The following is a 20,536-nucleotide window of genomic DNA, read 5'->3' as shown; positions in this document are numbered from 1 at the left end:
CTTGCCCGGTGTTGTTTCCTAGTGCTGGTGTCGGTGTCGTTCCTGGCGTCTGCGTTGTCTTGCGCGTCGGTGCTGCCAGTGTCGTTGGGCGCGGCGCTGGTAGGTGTGGGAGTAGCCGTAGACCAGGCGGGCGGTGGCGGCGGTGAGCAGCAGCGCCAGGGCGGCCTGTCCGGGAGGGATCCCGGGGCCGTGGCGTGCCGGGGGGCGCCCCTGGGTGCTGACGCCCTGGTCGTAGCGTGTGCCGATGGAGTACCTGCCGGATGTCGTGGCGGCCATGACCGGGTGCGTCGTGGTCCAGGTGCGGAACCCGTCGGGGTCGTTGTCGGCCCTGTCGGGGTCCAGGTGCCAGTGGTCCTGGTCGTCCTGGTACATCCAGTCCGCGTTCCAGGGCCGCGGCGGCTGGTCGTCCGTCTCGTCCTCGAAGGGGTCGGGTGGCTCGAGGTAGGCCTCGTCAGGCAGGAGCCGCGTGCGGTCCATGACGAGCAGGAGCGTGTGGTACAGGTCGTAGGCGACGCTGTCCCCCAGGTCCTGGCTGGTCAGGGAGGGGCCACCGGTCACGGCCCGGGCGGCCCGGGCGGGGGCGGCCGGGGGCCGCCAGGGGGCGTGCGGGTCCAGGCCGTGGAGGTCCAGGCCCTGGTCCAGGGCCGTCAGCGCCACCCCGGCCGCGGGGCTCTCCTCGTCCTCGCCCACGCCCCTGCCCGTGGCACACGCCGCGTACAGGTACCCCTCCAGGGTCGCCCCCCTCCCGGCGACGACCAGGAGCCAGGCGTGCGCCGCCTTCCAGGGGGTGTCCTCGGCCTGGGCCCAGGAGCCCGGCGCCCGGGCGGTGAGCGCGGCGGACAGCAGGTGACGGGCGGACAGGACCCCCACGGCCCGTGACAGGACGGCCAGGGCGGTGTCGTCGGTCAGGACCTCGCGCAGCAGGACGGTCACCTCGACGTCGTGGCGCCCGCTCCAGGCCACGGGCAGGGACCGGTAGAAGGGCTGGTAGCCCCTGGCGTAGACACCGCCGGTGGCCACGTCCCACAGGTCGCCCACGGAGTTGGCCAGCACGACGGCGGCGGCGCGCCGGGCCGGGGGCGTCCAGGCGGTGGCGTCCACCCCTGCCAGGGTGACTACTGCCTGCTCGGTGAGCCAGGCGGCCTGCTCCTCGTAGAGGTTGGTCCGGGGCGCGGTGGGCCGGTAGCGCAGGGTGGATGCCGACGCCACAGCCGCGGCCAGGGCCTCCAGGCAGGCGGGGCCCGCTTTCTGGGCGCGGGCGGCCACCCACGCCCACAGGGATCCGTCCACCCTGGTGGCCAGGACCCGCCTGACCGTGTCCCTCCTGCTGGGCCCCAGGGTCCTGGGATCCGGTCCCGACACGGGCGGCGCCAGGACGTCCAGGACCGTGGCAGGGGTGCGGGCTGCGGCGGTCAGGACCGCGGCCAGGGGGTCGTAGAGGAGGTAACGGGCCCTGACCTCCCGGGGCGCATCCTCGGGGAAGTTCGAGTACCCACCACCTGCCGTGGTGGTCAGACGCGCATACTCAACCCACCCCACCCGCAAACCCCCAGTCGTCGCACCGGTCTCACCGGCCATGACACCACGAACCAGGGACGCCAGGAACTTAGGCTCCAGGACCAGAGGATCCCGGCCGCCCTCACTGTCCAGGGCCTGGTTGTCACCAGCACCCGGGGCCTGGGTGCCGACGATGGCGGTGGTCAGGGGGTCCTGGTCGGCGGTGAGCAGGCGTCTGAAGCCTAGTGGGAGCAGGAGCGTGTCGGGCTCGGTCAGGTCGCCGGTCACCGTGACCATGGACGTCAGGTCCCGGGCCAGGGCCTCACGACGCCCCTCGTCCCACAAGGGCGAGCTGGTGGCCGTGGCCAGCAGGGACGTCCACGTGCACGCCAACGGCACGCCCGGATCCGTGCTACCGGTACCGCTCCCACCAGAGCCCGCCCGACCCGTGACACCACCGCCTCCCGCGGGCAGGTGCGCCGCCACCCGCACCAGGCCCCTGGCCCCCAGGGCGTCAACCAGGGCAGTCGCATAAGCACCCCCACCCACACGCGGCGCCACACGCTCACCAACCGCCTGCGTCAGGGCCGTGTCGTCGCCCTCGTCCAGGGCCCTGGTCAGCACGACGGCGTCCCCACGGGCGGCGTCGGCAGCGTCAGCATCCGTACCAGCAGCAGGACCACCACCCAGGCCACCAGGCCGGTCACAGACCCCACCACCCAGGCCACCCGGAGCCGGGGAACCGGTAGCACCGCCCCTACCGTCCGTACCAGGGGCCGTCACCGGGTCCCCACCCAGGCCACCCGCACCAGCGGTCCCGGTAGCCAGGGGCGTACCGGACCGGTCCGGCAACGGACCCAGACCACCCCCCTCCCCCGAACCCGCCAGCACCGCCGCCACGAACAGGACCACACACACCACCACACCCAGACCACGAAACACCACACCCCACCCAACACGACCAGCAGACCTCACACGAATCAGCTCCTCATTACTCAAAGGGGATGAAAGTAGTCGTCTACGTAGTCTTCAGTTCACGTGCCTGTCGTCTGGTATTACTCCTCGTACCAGCTCTTGTGTCGTTCCCGCCACCTGCGTAGTCTCTCCTTGCGGATCGGGCGCAGTCTCTCCCTGCGACGTTGGTGGGTGTGGGAGAGGCTGTAGACCAGGAGGGTGGTGGCAGCGGTCAGCACCGCTACCAGGACGGCGTGCCTGGCGGGACTCCGGGGGGCGGTTGCGGGCGCAGGGTCCTGGACCTTGAGGACGTCGTCCTTGAAGTTGTTGACGATGAATTCACGGATAACTGGGTAGATACGCTGGGGGTCGCAGATGCCTTGAAACCAGACGCTCAAGCCCCGAGGGTCTGCCACGGCTTCTTGACGGTCCAGACGCCACACATTGCTGCCGTCCTTGGTGATCCAGTCATAGACAGGTCGCCCGTCGCCCAGGGTGTAGGCGTCCTGGGGAATGAGGTGGGAGGAGTCCAGAGCACCTATTACCTCCAGAGTCAGTCTGACCGCGACCTTCTGCGTGAGGCCGTTCAAGTCCGAGACGAGACCGACAGGGCTCTTCTGGGAGAAGTCCGCAAGACCGGACGGGGGCTGCCAGCTGAAGGGCGGATCCGTGGCGGAATCCATACCCTGTTCCAGGGCCGCCAGCATTATCCCAGCCGCAGGACCCGCCTCGTCGACTCCTGCCTGCCTGGCCGCCGCACAGGTCGCGTAAATGTAGCCATATAGTCTGGCACTCGACCTCGTACCACCCAGGAGCGCGCCGTAGGCTTCCCTCAGATCAGTCCCCGGATCAGTCTTTCTCGCGGTGACAACCAGGCGACGGGTGGTGAGCACCCCGGCGGCCCTGGATACAGTGGTCAGGGCGACATCGTCGGTCAGGACGTCCTGGAGCAGGGCGCCTAGCTCCCTGCCGCGGCGGTCATGCCAGGCTACCGGCAGGAGCTCATCGAAACTGGTGTAACGGTCCTTGTACGCGGTACCGCTAGCTGTGTCATCGATATCGCCTATGGAGTTGGCGAGCATGACGGCGGTGGCGCGTCTGGCTGTGGGCGTCCAGGCGGTGGTGTCCACGCCCGCCAGGGTGGCTACTGCCTGCTCGGTGAGCCAGGCGGCCCGGGCCTCGTAGGGGTTGGGCTGGAGGGTGGGCGCGGCGGACCGGTAGCGCAGGGTGGAGGCCGAGGCCACGGCCGCGGTCAGGGCCTCCAGGCAGGCGGGGCCCGACCCCTGGGCGCGGGCGGCCACCCACGCCCACAGGGATCCGTCCACCCAGGGAAACTGTTCCCGGTCCCCGTAGCTCCTCCCACTGGGCCCCAGGGCGGCGCCCCTGTATGCGTCTACGCCATGAGGCCCCCGGCCCTTCCCGCTGGGTCCCAGGGTGCTGGGATCAGCCCCCGGCAGGGACGGGGCCAGGACGTCCAGGACCGTGGCAGGGGTGCGGGTTACGGCGGTCAGGGGGTCGTAGGAGGCCCGGTGAGTGGTCAAGTCCTGGGGTGTTCCCTCGGGGAAGTTCACGTACCCGCCGCCTGCCGTGGTGGTCAGGCGCGCGTACTCCACCCACCCCACCCGCAAGCCCCCAGTCGTCGCACCGGTCTCACCAGCCATCAGCCCACGAACCAGGGACGCCAGGAACTTAGGATCCAGGGCCAGAGGATCCCGGGAACCCCGGGAACCCAGCTGCCCGCCCCCGGCCCCGGGAGCCCGACCGTCACCAGCACCCGGAACCTGGCCGGTCGCAGCACCCGGGGCCCGGGCGCCAGCAGCAACAGCGGTCAGGGGGTCCTGGTCGGCGGTCAGCAGGCGCCTGAACCCCAGTGGGAGCAGGAGCGTGTCGGGCTCGGTCAGGTCGCCCGTGGTGGTGACCAGGGACGCCAGATCCCGGGCCAGGGCCTCACGGCGCCCCTCGTCCCACAAGGGCGAGGCGGTAGCCGTGGCCAGCAGGGACGTCCACGTGCACGCCAGCCCAACACCGGCCGCCCCGGCACTGTCTGCACCACTCACCCGGCACCCCCTGGCACCCTCAGAACCACCCGCGTCAGAGCCCGCCGGGAGCATGCCGCCCCCAGTGGGCAGGTGCGCTGCTACTCGTAGCAGGCCCCTGGCCCCCAGGGCGTCGACCAGGGCAGTCGCATAAGCACCCCCACCCACGCGCGACGCCACACGCTCACCAACCACCCGCACCAGGGACGCGTAGTCCCTTCCCTCCAGCGCCCCGGCCAGCACGACGGCGTCCTCATGAGCAGCGTCAACGTCACTCGCGGCATCCTGGTGGACGGGGTTGACAGTACCTAATGAGCTGTCCACGCCATCAACGGCAGCGCCAGCGGGAATCACGGCCACAGTAGACGCAGAGCTTGGGTCCATGACCTGCGCATCCACGACCCATGTAGTCGTCAAAAAACTAGGGAGGTGAAGGCAGAGCAGAATTACCGCACATTTAAGCAGCGGGCACGGCATCACTTACCAGGCCCCCGGAATCCCCTGGCACTGGGGCTCCCCCACACCACCGTCAGATCACGGTCCGCGTCCTTCCGGACCCCGTCCGCCAGGACCATGTTGCCAGTCAGCGTATTGCACAAGGCCGCCAGCACACCCAGGTCAGCCTGCAGGAACACGGCCCGCCACCTCCAATCACCAGGGAGCTCAGGGACGGCCAACAAAGCAGTAAGCACACACCCCACCCAGCAAAGACAGGGCAAGACCCCTGAACCTCGCAGGAGAGGAAGAAGACTGCGACTCGCACCACACACAGTATGTGAGCGACGCCCCATCTGTCCAGAGCAGCAACTCAACCATGGCCCATATCACAGGAACGGTCTGGGAAGTGCTCGCCAGACGACCCCACCCTCGGACAACACCGCCGCGCTGACCTCGCGCACACGGCGTCAGGGCCAGTCCGGCCACCGGCCCTGACGCCAGCCCAGCGCTAACCTCGCACACGCGGACAGGGCCTACCCGCTGTGGGTGGCCGGCTACCCGGCCGGGCTAACCTCGCACACGCGGACGGAGCCTGGGCCACTACCGCCCTGACGTCGTCTCATCCCCGGCCTCGCTCCCTGGCCTCACCCCCGGCCCGACCGGCAGCCGCACACCACGCCGTCCCTTCACAGGGAACACACAACCGGGGCTGACGCCAGCCACACGCCTGCCCGGCAGCGTGAAGGCATGTCACACAGCACAGTCCCGCGTCGTCCTGTACTCCGCCGCTCGGCCACCACCGGCCGCGCCCCCGGGGCCACCTCCCGGGATACCACCACGCACGCTCCCGCCTCCGCCACGGAGCCGGTGGCCTCAGGTCCCCTGACGGCGGCACCGGCACCGGCACCGGCCGTAGCGTCCCCGGCCGTAGGACACGGTACGGCCCCGTCCCCGGCCGCGAAACAGGGCGCGGACGCGAAACCGTCAGCCGCTGGCAGCGCAACGGCCACCGCCCGTACCCCCAGGCGCCACACCCGACGCAACTTCCTCCTGGGCAGCGGCGCCGCACTGGGTATCGGCCTGGTCGGGACAGGCGCCTGGGCCCTCAACCGCTACGTCATCGACCACGTCGAGATCACCGACGTCGAGGCCTACGAGGCCCAGAACTCCTCGGTGACCAGGACGGCCGCACCCACTGCCGCAAACGCCACCCTGACCCAGGACGGCTACACCTCGTCGTCGACGACCGTGCGCATTAGCACCGTCACCACCGGCTCGGGCCGCGAGACGGTCACCTACTACACGGCGGACATCACGGTCTCCGACGCCACCGTGGTGCGCAGCGCCTTCGCCCACAACGAGTACGGCACCAATATCACGGCCCGACCCAGTCAGATCGCCTCCTCCCACGACGCCTTCCTGGCCGTCAACGGCGACTACTACGGCTTCCGCGACACCGGTATCCTCATCCGCAACGGGGTGGTCTACCGCGACTCCCCGACCCGCCAGGGCCTGGTCCTCTACACCGACGGCCGCATGGAGGTCTACGACGAGACCACCACCAGCGCCCAGGCCCTCCTGGACGCAGGAGCCTGGAACACGCTGAGCTTCGGGCCCGCCCTGGTGCAGGACGGCTCGGTCCGGGAGGGGATCGACGCCGTGGAGGTGGACACGAACTTCGGCAACCACTCCATCCAGGGACGTCAGCCGCGCACCGCCGTGGGGGCGCTCGGGCAGGGGCACTACGTGTTCGTCGTGGTGGACGGGCGCGAGGAGGGCTACTCCCGCGGCGTGACCATGACCGAGTTGGCCCAGATCATGGTGGACCTGGGGTGCCAGGTGGCCTACAACCTCGACGGCGGCGGCTCCTCGACCATGTACTTCAACGGGCAGGTCATTAACCGGCCCTCCAACGGCGGCGAGCGCGGCACCTCCGACATCCTCTACATTGCGCAGGGGGCCTGAGATGAACCCGGCAACCTGGTCCACCGGCTCCTACCCGCTGACCCGCCCCTCGTCCCGCCCCGCCCTGGAGGAGCCGCAGGCTCCCCTGGCCGCCCAGGAGAAGGCCAGCACCTCCCACGCCGGGGCCCGATCGGCCCAGGACGCGACGTCGACCCCAGGGCCCCTGCCCACTGAGCCGGGGCCCGCACTCGCCGAACCGGGGCCCGCGTCAATGTCGGCCCTGGGCCATGCAGCCCGGGCACTCCGGGCCCCTGCGTCCCGGACGGCGGCCCGGGCAGCGGTCCTGGAGGCCTCCGGCACCCCGCGCCTGGCGGTGGTCGTCCCCGCCTACCAGCCGGACGCCCGCCTGGTGGGGCTCGTCGACGACCTGCACGAGGCTCTTCCCGGCTGCCGGGTCCTCGTGGTGGACGACGGCAGCGGCCCTGACTACGTCGCTGTCTTCGCCCAGGCCCGCGCCCAGGGCGCCGTCGTGGTCACGCACCAGGTCAACAGCGGCAAGGGCCAGGCGCTGCGCACCGGCCTGGCCCGGGCCGCCACCACCTGGCCGGGCGCGGACGTGGTGTGCGCCGACGCCGACGGCCAGCACACGCCCGCCGACATCCGGGCCGTCGCCACCAGGGTCCGTACCACCGGGCACATGACCCTGGGGGTACGCCGTTTCACCGGGAGGGTGCCGCTGCGCTCCAGGGTGGGTAACACCGCCACGGCCCTGCTCTTTGCCGGGGCGACCGGCTGGCGCCTGCGCGACACCCAGACGGGTCTGCGGGGCTTCCCCGCCGGGGAGCTGGCGTGGCTCCAGACGGTGCCCGGCGACCGCTACGAGTACGAGCTCTCCCAGCTCCTGGAGGCTCATGAGCGCGGCCTGGCGGTGGAGGAGGTGGAGATCGCCACGGTCTACGAGCCGGGCAACACCTCCAGCCACTTCCGTCCCGTCCAGGACTCCGCCCGTATCTACGCCCCGCTCCTGCGGTTTATTGGCGCCTCCCTGGCAAGTTTCGTCATTGACTGGGTGGGAGTGGTGGTGCTCATGGCGCTGAGCGGCAACCTGCTGACCTCCGTGGTGGTGGCGCGCATTATCAGTGGTACCGCGAACTTCTTCCTCAACCGTCGGGTGTTCCGGGCACAGGCCGGGACGGTGGGGCGCACCGCCGTACGCTACCTGGGGCTGGCCCTGGTGCTCCTGGCGGCCAGCTACCTCATGCTCAGGGTGCTGACCGGGCTCGGCCTGGGGGTGGGGACCGCCAAGGTCGTGGGCGACGGCACTGTCTACGTCATCAGCTACCTGGCCCAGCGGCACCTGGTCTTCCGCCGAGGACACAGCGGCTAACCCCGCCCGCGCCTGCCCGCCTGCCCGCCTCGCCACCCGCGAGAACGGTACTTATTCGTCGCGAGAACGGTACTTGTTTGCCGTGAGAACGGTACTTGTTCCTCGGCGACGTACCTTGGTCGTCGGGGGCGTACCCTAGAGGCCCCCTAGGGCACGTCCTCGACGACCAAGGTACGTCCCCGGCGGGGTGGCAGGAAAGGGGCTAAAAACCACCCGCCCCCAGAGTGCGAGCACCTGGCCGGCCTGGAGCGAGGCCGCTTCCGCGAGGTCGTCAAGGTCCGTGAATCCGCCCCGCTGGGAACGCGCAATAAGGATTCTGCCAATGGGCGCGTTGTCAAGAGCACCTATCTCCCGGATATCGGCAATCGTAGCCGTATTGATATCGACGACGTCGGCCGACTGAACCTGCGACGGCGGGTCCACGGGACCCTCCTGAGCGGGCGATGACGTGCCGACGGGACCTGCCTGCGCAGCGGGTACCGAGAACGGCGCCGTCGGCTTATCGGCACCAGCCCCTGGTGGCAGGTAGCCATCCTGGGCAGAGGGAATCGGTGCACCCCACCCGAAGGAAGGTGCGGACTGAGGCGCCGGGCCACGATCCCAGCCCGTCACAGGCACCTGGACCAGGTACGGATACGGATACGAGTAAGGGTACGGGTAAGGGTAGTAGGCTGCGAGACTCGCCATCTCGTCATCGCACTGGATAACCGCCCGGAGCACGGCCCGCCTCACGAGCGCAGCGTGGATCGAGCTGCCGATCCAGCACAGCGCCAGGAGGATGGCAGTAACACGATACGGCACAGAGTCAGTGTCCATGCGCCCCGAGACGCCACTCGAAGCAGCGGCCGAAACATACAAGAGAACGGTAAGGACGCACCAGAACGTGGCAGCCCTCTTCACCGACCTCGATTTCGTTATTCCCTCCGCCCACAGCCATCCAATAAATGAGAAAATGCCCATCCCCAGGACCACAACCAGGATCCAGGCGGAGTTCTTGAACCTCCAGCCATTTGTTTTCTGGGCAATCAGGTAGTCAATTCCGTCGAGATGCAAGCCTGGCCTCCTCGAAGTCGATCGTGAACGTGTTCTCCACCGCGACACACTTAAGCACGTCCTCGAAGGAAGTTATCTGGGACAGAATAATGATGTCGTCGTCATCAACGGACTGGGCGGGAACCTGGTCTTCGCCAGAACGACGAGGGACCCTTCAAAGGAGACGGTCATCCGTCAAGACCTTTCAAGCGAAGCCAACTAACCCGTCCCCTGGACGCCAGGGAGGAAGCAGGGGAACGAGTACCAGACTACCGCACCTACGGCCCGTACCCAAGGTGTCAGACGGCCCCGCTCAGCCGGTGGGCACAGGACGGGCATGGCGCCGGGTTGCCCGCGAGCAGCCAGCAGGAGGGTGACGAGCTCCGACCGCGGTCAGGGAGGATGCCGGTGTCCAGGGCTCGTTGGGTAGGCGCCCTGACGAGCTCCCGACCGCACCCCAGGGAGGACCGGATGCTGGCACGGACCGCTCCGCCGTCGAGGACCCGCACCTGGGCCCAGCGCCGACCGGCGTCTCGGACGACCCCCGTTCTCACTGCCAATAAGTACCGTTCTCACGAAGAATAAGTACCGTTCTCACGGTGAGCGGGTGGGGCGGGGAGGGCGCGCCGTCCCGACGCGGGGCTTGCAGCTATAGGCGGGCTCGGCGCCCACGTAGATGGGGCCGCCGCATCATCGCCGGATAGAGACTATTCACGTCATCGGCGCCCACGTGGACGGGGCCACCGCAGGCGGGGCAGTGGCCGGCTAGTCGTAGGCGGGCTCGGCGCCCACGCCCTGGGCCATATTGGCAAAGCGCGACAGGTGCCCCTGGAATATGACCGGGATGGTCCTGGTCTGACCATTGCGGTGCTTGGCCACAATAATGTCGGCCTCACCGGCGCGCTCGTCGCTGTTGTAGTACTCGGGACGGTGTAGAAGCATAATAATGTCGGCGTCCTGCTCCAGGGAGCCGGACTCTCGCAGGTCACTCATCTGCGGCTTGTTCCCGGTACGCTGCTCAGGACCACGGTTGAGCTGAGCCACCGCCACCACGGGGATGTCCAGTTCCTTGGCCAGCAGCTTGAGGGAGCGGGAGAACTCCGAGACCTCCTGCTGACGGGACTCCACACGTTTGCCCGAGGTCATGAGCTGGAGGTAGTCGACGACCATGAGACCCAGGTCCCCGTGCTGCTTAAGACGCAGGGCCTTGGAGCGGATCTCCGGCATGGTGAGGTGGGGAGAGTCGTCAATATAGAGGGGCGCCTCGGAGACGGGGTTGTAGGCACGGGCCACGTCCTCCCAGTCCCGCTCATCCATACGGCGTCCTCCACGTAGCTTAGTCATGTCCACCCCGGACTCGGCGGCCAGGATACGCATCATAATCTCCATGCGCCCCATCTCCAGGGAGAAGTAGCAGGAGGGGATGTGCTTGCCGTCAATGCTCGCGTGGATGGAGGCGCTGCGACAGAAGTCGACGGCGAGGGTGGACTTGCCCATGGCGGGTCGGGCGGCGACGATAATCATCTGCCCGCCGTGCAGGCCCCCGGTGAGCTCGTCGAGCTCGACAAAGCCCGTGGGGACCCCGGTCATGACGCCGGACTCCCGGGACTGGCCCGCCTCGATCTTCAGGTTCGCCTCGTTAAGGAGATCACCGACCACGGCGTAGTCCTGCTTGTCACCGTCGCGGTGGGCCACGGAGTAGACCTCCGCCTCAGCCAGGGTGACGAGGTCGTCAATATCCCCGGCGTCGGTTGAGTAACCGAGCTGGGTAATGCGGGTCCCCGCCTGGACCAGGCCGCGCATGAGGGACTTCTCCTTGACGATCCGCGCGTAGTAGCCAGCGTTGGCGGCGGTGGGGACGGTGGCCATGAGGCTGGCGAGGTAGGGTGCCCCGCCCACGCGCTCCAGCTCGCCGCGCTTGGCCAGCTCGTCGGCGACAATGAGGGGGTCGGCAGGCTCGGAGCGGTTGTAGACCTCCACAATGGCGTCGAAGATCGACTCGTGAGCGGGCTTGTAGAACTCGGTGCCGCGCAGGACCTCGATGACGTCGGTAATGGCCTCCTTGCTCAGGAGCATGCCGCCGAGCGTGGCCATCTCGGCCTCAAGATCCTGGGGCGGGAGGCGGTCGAAGGCGCCGTCGTAGCGGATGGCCTGGTCGCCGTCCCCCGCGGGCCCGACGGCGGAGCTCACCTCGGTCATAACGCCTCCTTCTCGCGTGCGCGCAAACAGGCCCCCTGGCCCACGAGCCCTTCCCGGAGGTGCCCCGTCTCGCGTGCGCGTGCACGATAGCCACGCAGGCGCCGGGGCGCAAACGCTCAGGACCGGCAGGGTGTGGAGGAGCGGGGGACGCCTGTGGATATGTGGGCAGAGCCTGTGGAGGACGCGCCGTCGGACATGGGGACAGACGGGGTAGAACTGTGGAAAAGCTGCTACGCCACCAGCGGATATCGGCTTAGTTCCAACGTTTTCTCACTGTCACGACCAACCCGCCCGTCGTGGTACAGAGTGTGTACAAAATCTGTGGATAAGTGGACAAGTCTGTGGATGAACCTCATCCTGTCCTTCAGGTCGGCCGCCGCCCGACCCGTCTGGGGCGCCGCCAGCGGTGGGAACGAGCACGTGGAAGCGGCTCACCGGCAGACGGTGGTGCTGGGGCGCCGCCAGCAGTGGGAACGAGGCGCCCCTCCACCCAGGAGCGGTGGGGTGCCGCCCGGGGACCAGCATGAGACGGCACCCGCCGCTTCCACCCAGGAGCGGTGGAGCGCCGGTCACCAAGGCTGACAGGAACGAGGGGCAGTGCCCCTCCGCCCAGGAGCGGTGGGGTGCCGCCACCGGGCAGGAGGGCGGGCGTGAGAGGAGGGCGGGCGTGAGAGACTGGGGCGTCGTCTCCGGAGGTCCTGTGCCTAATACGTCCAGCCCGTCGCCCGTTCCCGCCGAGCCCCACGCACCCTCGCCGTCCCACGGGACCACAGCACCCTCGCCGTCCCCGGCGCCCCACGAGACCCCGACACCCTCGGCGCCCCACAGGACCCCGGCGCCCCACGGAACCACAGCGCCCCCGACCACGCCGCCCCGCACAGCTAGCCTGAACCGGCAGATCCTCTCCCTGGCCCTGCCCGCACTGGGCGCGCTGGTGGCCGAGCCGCTCTTCGTCCTCATTGACTCGGCCATGGTGGGCCACCTGGGCCCCACCTCGCTGGCGGGCCTGTCCCTGGCCTCGACGGTCCTGACCACCGTCGTGGGCCTGTTCGTCTTCCTGGCCTACGCAACCACGGCCACCACCGCCCGGCTGTTCGGGGCGGGACGGCGTTCGGCCGCCCTGCGGGCCGGGGTCGACGGCATGTGGCTGGCCGGGCTCATTGGCGTCGTGGCGGGCACGCTCCTGGCCCTGGCAGCCCCCTGGGTCGTGGCCGCCCTGGACGCGGACGGGCAGGTGGCCGAGGCCGCGACCGCCTACCTGCGCGCCTCCGCCCCCGGCATCCCCGGCATGCTCGTGGTCTACGCGGCCACCGGGACCCTGCGCGGCCTGCTGGACACCCGGACGCCCTTCGTAGTGGCCACTGCCGGGGCCGTGCTCAATGTGGCGGTCAACGCCGTGCTGCTCTACGGCGTCGGCATGGGGATCGCGGGATCCGGCCTGGGCACGGCGGCGGCCCAGACGGTCATGGCCCTGGCCCTGGCGGCGCCGGTCCTGGGCGCGGCCAGGCGCGACGGCGTCACCTGGGGACCGCACCGACAGGGGCTGACCGCCTCCCTGGGGACCGGGACCCCGCTCCTGGTGCGTACGCTCTGCCTGCGTGCGGCGATCCTGGCGACCGTGTGGGCGGCGACCGCCCTGGGGACCACCGCCCTGGCGGCGCACCAGGTGGTGAGCTCGCTGTGGAACTTCGTCGCCTTCGCCCTGGACGCCCTGGCCATTGCCGCCCAGGCGCTCATTGGGACGGCACTGGGCCGGGCCTCAGCCGACCAGGCCCACCAGGACGCGGGTTCTCATAAGGAACTTCCGACATTTGCCCAGACAGCCGACCAGGCCCACCAGGACGCGGGCGTGAGCACCCTGCTGCGACGTACCACGGCCTGGGGCGCGGGGGCGGGCGCCCTCCTCGGCCTCCTGCTGGCCGTGGGCTCCCCCTGGCTGCCCCACCTGTTCACCTCCGACCCGGCGGTCCTGGGCGCCTGCGTCCCGCCGCTGCTCATTGCGGCCAGCGCCCTGCCCCTGGCCGGGGTCGTCTACCTGCTCGACGGGGTCCTCATGGGGGCGGGTGACGGGCGCTACCTGGCCTGGGCGGGCTTGGGGACCCTGGTCCCCTACCTGCCCCTGGCCGCCGCCGTCGGCACCGGGCTCCTGGGCGGCACCGGGCTCCTGGGCGGGGCCGGGACCCCGGAGGGGAGCACCGGCCTGGTGTGGCTGTGGCTGTCGTTCGCCTGGGTCCTCATGGGGGCGCGGGCGCTGCTCAACGGCCTGCGCGCCCGAAGCACCGCCTGGCGGCACTGAGCCGGTTCCCTGACACGGTACCCACGCCCCGGGCGACGGCTCCGCCTGGCGGCACTGAGCGGATCGGGCACCGGGGTGAGGACGGAGCACAGGGTGAGGACGGAGCACCGGGATGTCACATTTGATATCTGCCCCACCGCAACCTATCTTAGACACATGATCAATACGACCGGCTCCCGGCTCAGCCCCGAGGAGCGCCGCGCCCAGATCATTGCCGTCGCCGCCCAGCACTTCGCCCGCGACGGTGTCGTCGGCACCTCCATGAGCGCTGTCGCCAAGGACGCTGGCGTGGCGCGGACCCTCATCTACCACTACTTCCCTGGTAAGGAGGAATTACTCGGCGCGGTCCTGGCGGCGGAGGCCGCGGGGCTCCTGGCGGAGACCGCCCCGGACGCCTCGCTGACGCCCCAGGAGAACGTCGAGAAGGCGCTGCGCGCCTACATAAAACACTTCCGCACCTCCACCACCAGCCTGAGCGAGCTGTACTCATCCAGTGACGCCACCGAGGCCGGCGCCCTGGTCGAGCGCAGCCACGCCATGCACATTGAACGGATCCTGGCGCTGACCGGCGCCGAGGACACCCCCGCCATGCACCGCAACCTGCGCGCCTGGCTCATCTTCATCGCCGCCCTGGCCCAGGACACGGTAGACGTCGGTACCCAGGAGCAGGACGACGTCGCCGTGCTGAGCCTTGACGTCCTAGCCACTATTGTGGGACACCCGTTCTAAGTACTGGCGCACGGAGCCGAGCCAGCCCGACCAGGGCGGGTCCGGCCCCGTCCCCACAGCGCCAGCCCTCACCAGCACCGGTGCTGCGCCACCCAGCCGCAGCACCGCCTCCCTGCCCGACGGGCCCGCACGGCCCGGCGCGTCAGCCTCGCCCAAGCCGCCCCGCCCGTCCGGTTCGGCCCACCAGCCTCGGCTCATCACGTGCCACCCCGACCCCTCACCGACCTGCCCAGCCAGCGCGTCGCCACCAGGCGGGAGGCACCGGTCCCACCCCACCACCAGCTCGACCTCGCCCACGGTCCTGGTGCCGCCCCTCCCTGACCCGACGCCGTCGGGACACCACCGCCCTCCAAGGAGAACCCCATGAAGCTCGTCATTATCGGCGCCACCGGACACGTCGGCTCCCGTGTCATGACCCAGGCCCTGGCGACCGGACACGCTGTCACCACCATTACCCCCCACCCCGAGACGGTCCGTCGCAGGAAGCGCCTGAAGGTCGTACGGGGCTCCACCTCCGACCCGGGCGCCGTCGCCCACGCCGCCAGGGGGGCGGACGTGGTCGTCGTCAGCCTGACCGGCAAGACCAGGGACGGGACGCTCATGCAGGCGCGCCTACCCAGCATTATCCGGGGACTGAAGAGGGCGGGCTCACCGCACCTGGTACTGGTCTCCGCGTTCGGTGCCGGTGACACCATCGACAAGGCCCCCTGGTACATGCGTCTGGTCTACCGTTACGTCCTGGGCCGGATTATGCACGACAAGACCGCGTCCGACAATCTCCTCATGGCCTCGGGAATACCCTGGACCATTATCTACCCGGTCAACCTCAAGAACAGTGTCGCCACGGGTACCGCCGTCAGCCTGCGCCTGGACCAGGTCACCAAAGTGCCCGGGCTACCGATCCTGGCATTCGACGACGCCGCGGCCGCTATCCTGGCGGCCGCCGAGGATCCGGACACCCAGGGCAGCCAGATCATTGTGACCACCGCCAAGGGGTTCCGTCGCGCCTGACCGGGCGACGACGTCGGGCATCAGGGCCCCGTCCACGGGCTGCCTCCTGCCGCACGGCAGGGCGCGGTCAATGTGCCAGCGCCCTGCTCATAAGGCCGGGGCGCAGGCGTCGGGGCGGCGCTCAGAAGCGCCCACAGGCGCGGCTGCCCCGGCGAGGTGGGTCTTCCCCCGGACCCGGACGCTGGCCCGCCCGGACCCGGACATTGCCCCGTGCCCGCGCCCCCACAATGCGCGGTCGCCGTCACACCTCGCAGGTGTGACGGCGACCGTCATGCCTCAGCCACCGGTGTCAGAAAGTGGGCCCACTCCCTGACGACCGCGTCCACGGCCCGGCCTCACGGCTCCGGCCGCAGGCCAACAGAGGCTGGCTGCGCCGCCCGGGGCTTACGTCTCACGGCACCCCGGCGGCGGGCGCGGGGCGGCTCAGCTGCATGTCCCCCGAGCCATCGCGGCCCCCCCGGCAGCTCGGCAACGGGGCACGTGGCGCCCAGAGCTGCCGCCTCTTAGCGAGCAGCGACCACATTGACCTCGATGGGGGCCACGACGTCGGTGTGCAGGCGCACGGAGACGGTGTGGCGACCAACGGACTTGACCGGGGGGACGGCCTGGATCTTGCGGCGGTCAATGGCGGGGCCACCGGCGTCCTTAATGGCCTGGGCCAGCTCGGCGGTGGTGACCGCGCCAAAGAGGCGGCCGTTGGCGCCAGCGGTGGCGGTCACGGTGATCACGTTGTCCACCAGCCAGGCGCGGGCGGCCTGCGCCTGCTCCAGGGAGGCGATGGTGCGCCTGCGACGGGCCTCGGTCATCTGGTCGATCTGCCGCTGGGCGCCCTTGGTCCACGGCGTGGCGAGCTTGCGGGGCAGCAGGTAGTTACGGGCGTAACCGTCCTTGACCTCGACGACCTCACCGGCCTCGCCGAGGTGGTCGACGTCGTGGGTGAGGATGAGCTTGGTGGTCATGCTTCCTCCTTCTCAGCGAGCGGAGCTCGTGTAGGGCAGCAGGGCCATCTCGCGGGCGTTCTTCACGGCCTTGGCGATCTTGCGCTGCTCCTGCACGGAGACGCCGGTGACGCGACGGGCACGGATCTTGCCGCGGTCGGAGATGAACTTGCGCAGCGTAGCGGTGTCCTTGTAGTCGATCTTGCCGACCTTAATAGCCTTGACCGGGCCGACCTTCTTCTTTGGCTTACGAAGCTGAGGCTTCGCCATGGTGGTACTCCTTGCTTCGAGCGCCGGGTATGAGCGGCGCTCACACGAGATTGAATATGGGTGGAAGCGGGTCCGACGACGTGTCTCGCACGGCCCGCACCTCACCGTGGGTGTGGTGCTCACCGGTGCCGGGTCGCCGCTGGCAGACCCTGGCTGGGCGGTCGGCCCCTAGGGGGCGGTCCCAGCCCCCAGGGGGCGGTCCGACCCCTAGAAGGGGGGCTCGTCCCCGAAGGACGTGGTGCCGCCGGTGGCCCAGGGGTCGTCCGCCGCGCCACCGGAGGGGGCGTTGTAGCGGGGCTGGCTGGGGGCGTTGTAGCCACCGCCCTGCTGGCCTGAGTTGTTGTAGCTCCCGGAGCCGCCCTGCTGGGACTGCCCCTGGCCTGAGGCGCCACCTGCGTAGCCGCCCTGGTTCCCGGCGTTGCCGCTGAAGCCGCCCTGACCACCACTGAAGCCGCCCTGGCCACCGCCACGGGGGTTGCGGGTGACCTGGGCCTTGGCGTAGCGCAGGGAGGGGCCGATCTCGTCGACCTGCATCTCCACCACGGTGCGCTCGGCACCCTCGCGGGTGGTGTAGGAGCGCTGGTTCAGGCGCCCGGAGACAATGACGCGGGTGCCCTTGGTGAGGGACTCGACCACGTTCTCAGCGGCGTCGCGCCAGATGGAGCAGCGCATGAACAGGGTCTCCCCGTCCTTCCACTCCCCGTTCTGACGGTCGTAGGTCCGCGGGGTGCTGGCGACGGTGAACGAGGCCACGGCCGCACCCGAGGGGGTGAAGCGCATCTCAGGATCCGCGGTGAGGTTCCCAATAAGGGTGATAATGGTTTCTCCGGCCATAATGTGTCGTCCGTTCCTGCGGGCTCAGGCCTCGGGGCGCAGCAGCTTGGTGCGCAGAACCGTCTCGTTGAGGCCCAGCTGGCGGTCGAGCTCCTGGGCGTTGGCAGGGGTCGTGGTCATGTCCACGACGACGTAGAGGCCCTCAGACTTCTTCTTAATGTCGTAGGCCAGGCGACGCTTGCCCCAGATGTCGATCTTGTCCACCGTACCCCCGTTGCTGGGGACGACCTGCAGCAGCTTCTCCAGCGTCTGAGCGATGGTGCGCTCATCGGTCTCGGGCTCGAGGATGATCATGATCTCGTAGTGACGCATGCTTGGTACCCACCTCCTCTGGTCTAGGCGGTCACGGTCTTTCCGTGACAGGAGGGTGATGCGTAGTGGCGCTTCCGACGGCGCAGGGTTGCCCGACGGCGCAGCCAAGCCGTCAGCCTACCGGAGCCGGGACCTGGTTGGCCAGACCCGGCGGCCACCCCAGACGTGACCCCGCTCTCCCCTGCGCGTCCCAGGAGGATCCCGCGCGGAAGGACGATCCGGGGCCGGGCACCATGGTGCCCGGCCCCGGATGCGGCGTCGCCCCACGACCGGCTCGAGCCCAGCCGGTGGACCAGGTGGCTACCAGGGAAACGACCTAGGACCCGTTCTCACGGCGAACAAGTACCGTTCTCACGACGAACAAGTACCGTTCTCGCGTAAGGGGGGAGTGGCTGCTAGTTATTGACCCCGCCGCCTCCGTGGTTGCCGCCGTCCCCGCCACCGGGAGGATTGGGGTTCTCGGCACCACCATTGCCACCGCCGCCGGGGTTCTCGGCACCACCATTGCCACCGCCGCCGGGGTTCTGGCCGCCGCCGTTCTCGCCGCCGGGGTTCTGGCCGTTGCCGCCCCCGCCGCCGTTCTCGCCGCCGGGGTTCTGGCCATTGCCACCGCCGGGGTTCTGGCCGTTGCCGCCCCCGCCGCCGTTGTCATCACCGTTGTCGCCACCGGGGTTCTGACGGCCGGTGCCACCGGGCTCCGGGTTCTGGAGCCTGCCGTTACCGGGCTCCGGGGCGCCGGTGGACTGGTTGCCGGGCTCGACGGGCTCCTGCGGCTGGGCGGTCGCGGTGCTCTCCTGCTGGGGGGCAAGCGCACCGCCCCCACCGAGCTTGCCCGGCTGGGAGGAGCCCGAGCTGCGGTCCGGGAAGTCCTTGACCTCCAGGTCCTTCAGGGCGGTCTTCATGTACGTGGTGAAGATGTCCGCCGGGTAGGTCGAGCCTGTGATCTCGTCATAGTCACCCCACGGCGTAATGGATTCCTCCTCACCATTGGGGCCGCTCTGGTAGAGCGTGACCGCGGTCGCGATCTGGGGGGTGAAGCCCGCGAACTGCGCGGACTTGTTGTCCGAGGAGGAGCCCGTCTTGGCCGCCACCGGCCGTCCCAGCTCCTGGGCGGTCTTACCCGACCCGTTCTTGACCACCTGCTGCATGGCGTAGGTGGCATCCGCCATGACGTCGTCGTCGAACACCTTCTCACCGCTCGTCGGTCCGCTGTAGACCACGTCCCCGGACTTGTTCGTTGTCTTGGAGATAATGTGCGGCGTGTAGCGCGTCCCCTGTGAGGCGAATGTGGTGTACGCCGTGGCAATGTCCAGCGTGTGCGGGGACGCGGATCCCAGCACGTTCTGGAGGTAGGTGTTCATCCCCTGGGTGTCCTGGGGGTACCCCGCCCGGACGGCGACGTCATTGGTCTTCTCCGGGCCGACGGCGTCATTGAGGTGGAGGTACGCGGTGTTGATCGAGTCCTGGGTGGCCCTGACCAGGTTGACCATTCCGTAGGAGACGTTCTGGAAGTTCTGGAACTGCGTGCCGTCAATGGTCTGCGGCGAGCTGCCGTCAAACGTGTTGGCCAGGGTGGCCCCGTTCTCCAGGGCCGCCACCAGGGCAAAGGGCTTGTAGGTGGATCCTGCCTGGGCGATGGCGGAGGTGGCGGAGTTGACCTGGTTGGTCAGGAAGTCCGACCCGCCGTAGAGGGCCAGTATGCCGCCGTTCGTGGCGTCCATGGACACCAGCGCCACCTTGAGGTTGCTCGAGTAGCCCGACGGCAGGGCCTTGACGGCGGCGACCGCCGCGTCCTGGTCCTCCTTGCTGATCGTGGTGACGATCTGGTAGCCGCCGGCGTCGATCTGGTCGTCGGTCAGCTTGGCGCTGTCCCTGAGCTCGGCGCGCACCATCTGCAGCAGGTAGCCGTTGGAGCCGCCGTAGGTCTCGGTCTGGGTGTCCTCGACCGTGGTGGGGAAGACGGCGGCGGAGCGCTCCTGCTCGGTAATGTAGCCGTCCTCGGCCATGAACTGCAGCACCCGCGCCCAGCGGTCCTTAGCCGTCTGCGGGCTGACGGCGGGGTCGTAGGCGCTGGGGGCGGGCAGGATCCCGGCCAGGAGGGCGGACTCGGAGATGGTCAGGCTCGCCGCACCCTTCCCGAAGAACGCCTGGGCGGCCGCGTCGATACCGTAGGCCCCGCGCCCGAAGTACACCGTGTTGAGGTAGGAGTCGAGAATCTCCTTCTTGGTCTTGGAGTGGTCGATCTTGATCGCCATAATGGCCTGCTCGAACTTACCCGCATAGGATCCCGTGGTATCCACGTAGTAGTTCTTGACGTACTGCTGGGTAAGTGTCGAGGCACCCTGCTGGGAGCCGCCGGAGAGGTTGTTCCACAGCGCCCTGACAATACCCTTGGGGTCAATGCCCTTGTTGCTGTAGAAGGTGCGGTCCTCACTGGCCACGACGGCGTTGCCCACGTAGTCCGGCAGGGCGGAGGTGTCGATAATGTTGCGGTTCACCTCGGCGAACCTGCCCATCTCCGTGGTGCCGTCGTTGTAGTACACGACCGAGGTGGTGGCCAGGGCGAACTGGGAGACGTTGGGGATCTCGATCACCGTGTAGGCGGTAATGAAGCCGCCGAAGAGCAGGGCGATCATGAGCAGGAAGGAGCCCAGCACGAACCGCCAGCTGGGCACCCAGCGCCGGATCGGCCCCTTGC

14 protein-coding genes are annotated in these 20,536 nt (G+C 69.3%); 5 read left to right on the top strand and 9 right to left on the bottom strand.

Annotated features, from left to right (window positions below):
* Window positions 1-18: 18 nt before the first annotated feature.
* The 3 genes from JJJ15_RS07310 to JJJ15_RS07305 all read right to left on the bottom strand — a co-directional run bounded on the left by JJJ15_RS07310 (window position 19) and on the right by JJJ15_RS07305 (window position 4,841).
* A complete protein-coding gene (locus JJJ15_RS07310; protein WP_200510303.1) occupies window positions 19-2,121 on the bottom strand; it encodes a DUF6571 family protein in 2,103 nt (700 codons plus the stop codon).
* On the bottom strand, window positions 2,115-2,249 hold the full coding sequence (locus JJJ15_RS13460) for a hypothetical protein (protein WP_281433013.1): 135 nt from the start codon (window positions 2,247-2,249) through the stop codon (window positions 2,115-2,117). The genes JJJ15_RS07310 and JJJ15_RS13460 overlap by 7 nt, the downstream gene beginning before the upstream one ends.
* A 303-nt stretch (window positions 2,250-2,552) precedes the next feature.
* Window positions 2,553-4,841 (bottom strand): hypothetical protein, encoded by a 2,289-nt coding sequence (locus JJJ15_RS07305; protein ID WP_200510302.1) that lies wholly within the window; start codon window positions 4,839-4,841, stop codon window positions 2,553-2,555.
* An 831-nt stretch (window positions 4,842-5,672) separates the two neighbouring features.
* Here JJJ15_RS07305 and JJJ15_RS07300 point away from each other — a divergent pair.
* Both JJJ15_RS07300 and JJJ15_RS07295 read left to right on the top strand, forming a co-directional pair.
* Window positions 5,673-6,890: a phosphodiester glycosidase family protein gene (locus JJJ15_RS07300; protein ID WP_200510301.1), complete on the top strand. Its 1,218-nt coding sequence runs from the start codon at window positions 5,673-5,675 to the stop codon at window positions 6,888-6,890.
* Between the two features lies 1 nt (window position 6,891).
* Entirely contained in the window at window positions 6,892-8,217 is a 1,326-nt protein-coding gene (locus JJJ15_RS07295; protein ID WP_246741957.1) for a bifunctional glycosyltransferase family 2/GtrA family protein, read from the top strand.
* Window positions 8,218-10,014: 1,797 nt separating this feature from the next.
* Here JJJ15_RS07295 and dnaB read toward each other — a convergent pair.
* On the bottom strand, window positions 10,015-11,448 hold the full coding sequence (gene dnaB, locus JJJ15_RS07290) for a replicative DNA helicase (protein WP_106110099.1): 1,434 nt from the start codon (window positions 11,446-11,448) through the stop codon (window positions 10,015-10,017).
* 886 nt (window positions 11,449-12,334) lie between these two features.
* On the opposite strand from dnaB, the gene JJJ15_RS07285 reads away from it, so the two are divergent.
* From JJJ15_RS07285 to JJJ15_RS07275, 3 genes are all read left to right on the top strand, one after another.
* On the top strand, window positions 12,335-13,744 hold the full coding sequence (locus JJJ15_RS07285) for an MATE family efflux transporter (protein WP_246742253.1): 1,410 nt from the start codon (window positions 12,335-12,337) through the stop codon (window positions 13,742-13,744).
* Between the two features lie 156 nt (window positions 13,745-13,900).
* Window positions 13,901-14,473, top strand: a complete 573-nt coding sequence (locus JJJ15_RS07280; RefSeq protein WP_106110097.1) for a TetR/AcrR family transcriptional regulator — start codon at window positions 13,901-13,903, stop codon at window positions 14,471-14,473.
* 363 nt (window positions 14,474-14,836) lie between these two features.
* A complete protein-coding gene (locus JJJ15_RS07275; RefSeq protein WP_200510300.1) occupies window positions 14,837-15,484 on the top strand; it encodes an NAD(P)-binding oxidoreductase in 648 nt (215 codons plus the stop codon).
* A gap of 503 nt (window positions 15,485-15,987) precedes the next feature.
* Here the strand turns inward: JJJ15_RS07275 and rplI are convergent.
* The 5 genes from rplI to JJJ15_RS07250 form a co-directional block, all read right to left on the bottom strand.
* Window positions 15,988-16,443, bottom strand: a complete 456-nt coding sequence (gene rplI / locus JJJ15_RS07270; protein ID WP_200510299.1) for a 50S ribosomal protein L9 — start codon at window positions 16,441-16,443, stop codon at window positions 15,988-15,990.
* Between the two features lie 12 nt (window positions 16,444-16,455).
* Entirely contained in the window at window positions 16,456-16,692 is a 237-nt protein-coding gene (rpsR, locus tag JJJ15_RS07265; RefSeq protein WP_106110093.1) for a 30S ribosomal protein S18, read from the bottom strand.
* Between the two features lie 207 nt (window positions 16,693-16,899).
* Entirely contained in the window at window positions 16,900-17,526 is a 627-nt protein-coding gene (locus JJJ15_RS07260; protein WP_106110092.1) for a single-stranded DNA-binding protein, read from the bottom strand.
* 24 nt (window positions 17,527-17,550) lie between these two features.
* Window positions 17,551-17,838, bottom strand: a complete 288-nt coding sequence (gene rpsF, locus JJJ15_RS07255; protein ID WP_106110091.1) for a 30S ribosomal protein S6 — start codon at window positions 17,836-17,838, stop codon at window positions 17,551-17,553.
* A gap of 395 nt (window positions 17,839-18,233) precedes the next feature.
* The gene (locus tag JJJ15_RS07250) at window positions 18,234-20,474 is read right to left on the bottom strand and encodes a transglycosylase domain-containing protein (protein ID WP_246742252.1); all 2,241 of its coding nucleotides are present in this window, start codon (window positions 20,472-20,474) and stop codon (window positions 18,234-18,236) included.
* Window positions 20,475-20,536: the final 62 nt, after the last annotated feature.

Origin of the sequence: Actinomyces sp. HMT897 (genome assembly GCF_016626125.1) — a bacterium.
In the GTDB taxonomy this organism is placed as follows: Bacteria; Actinomycetota; Actinomycetes; order Actinomycetales; family Actinomycetaceae; genus Actinomyces.
Note: the sequence above shows the minus strand (reverse complement) of the source record. Positions and strands in the feature narration are given on the sequence as shown.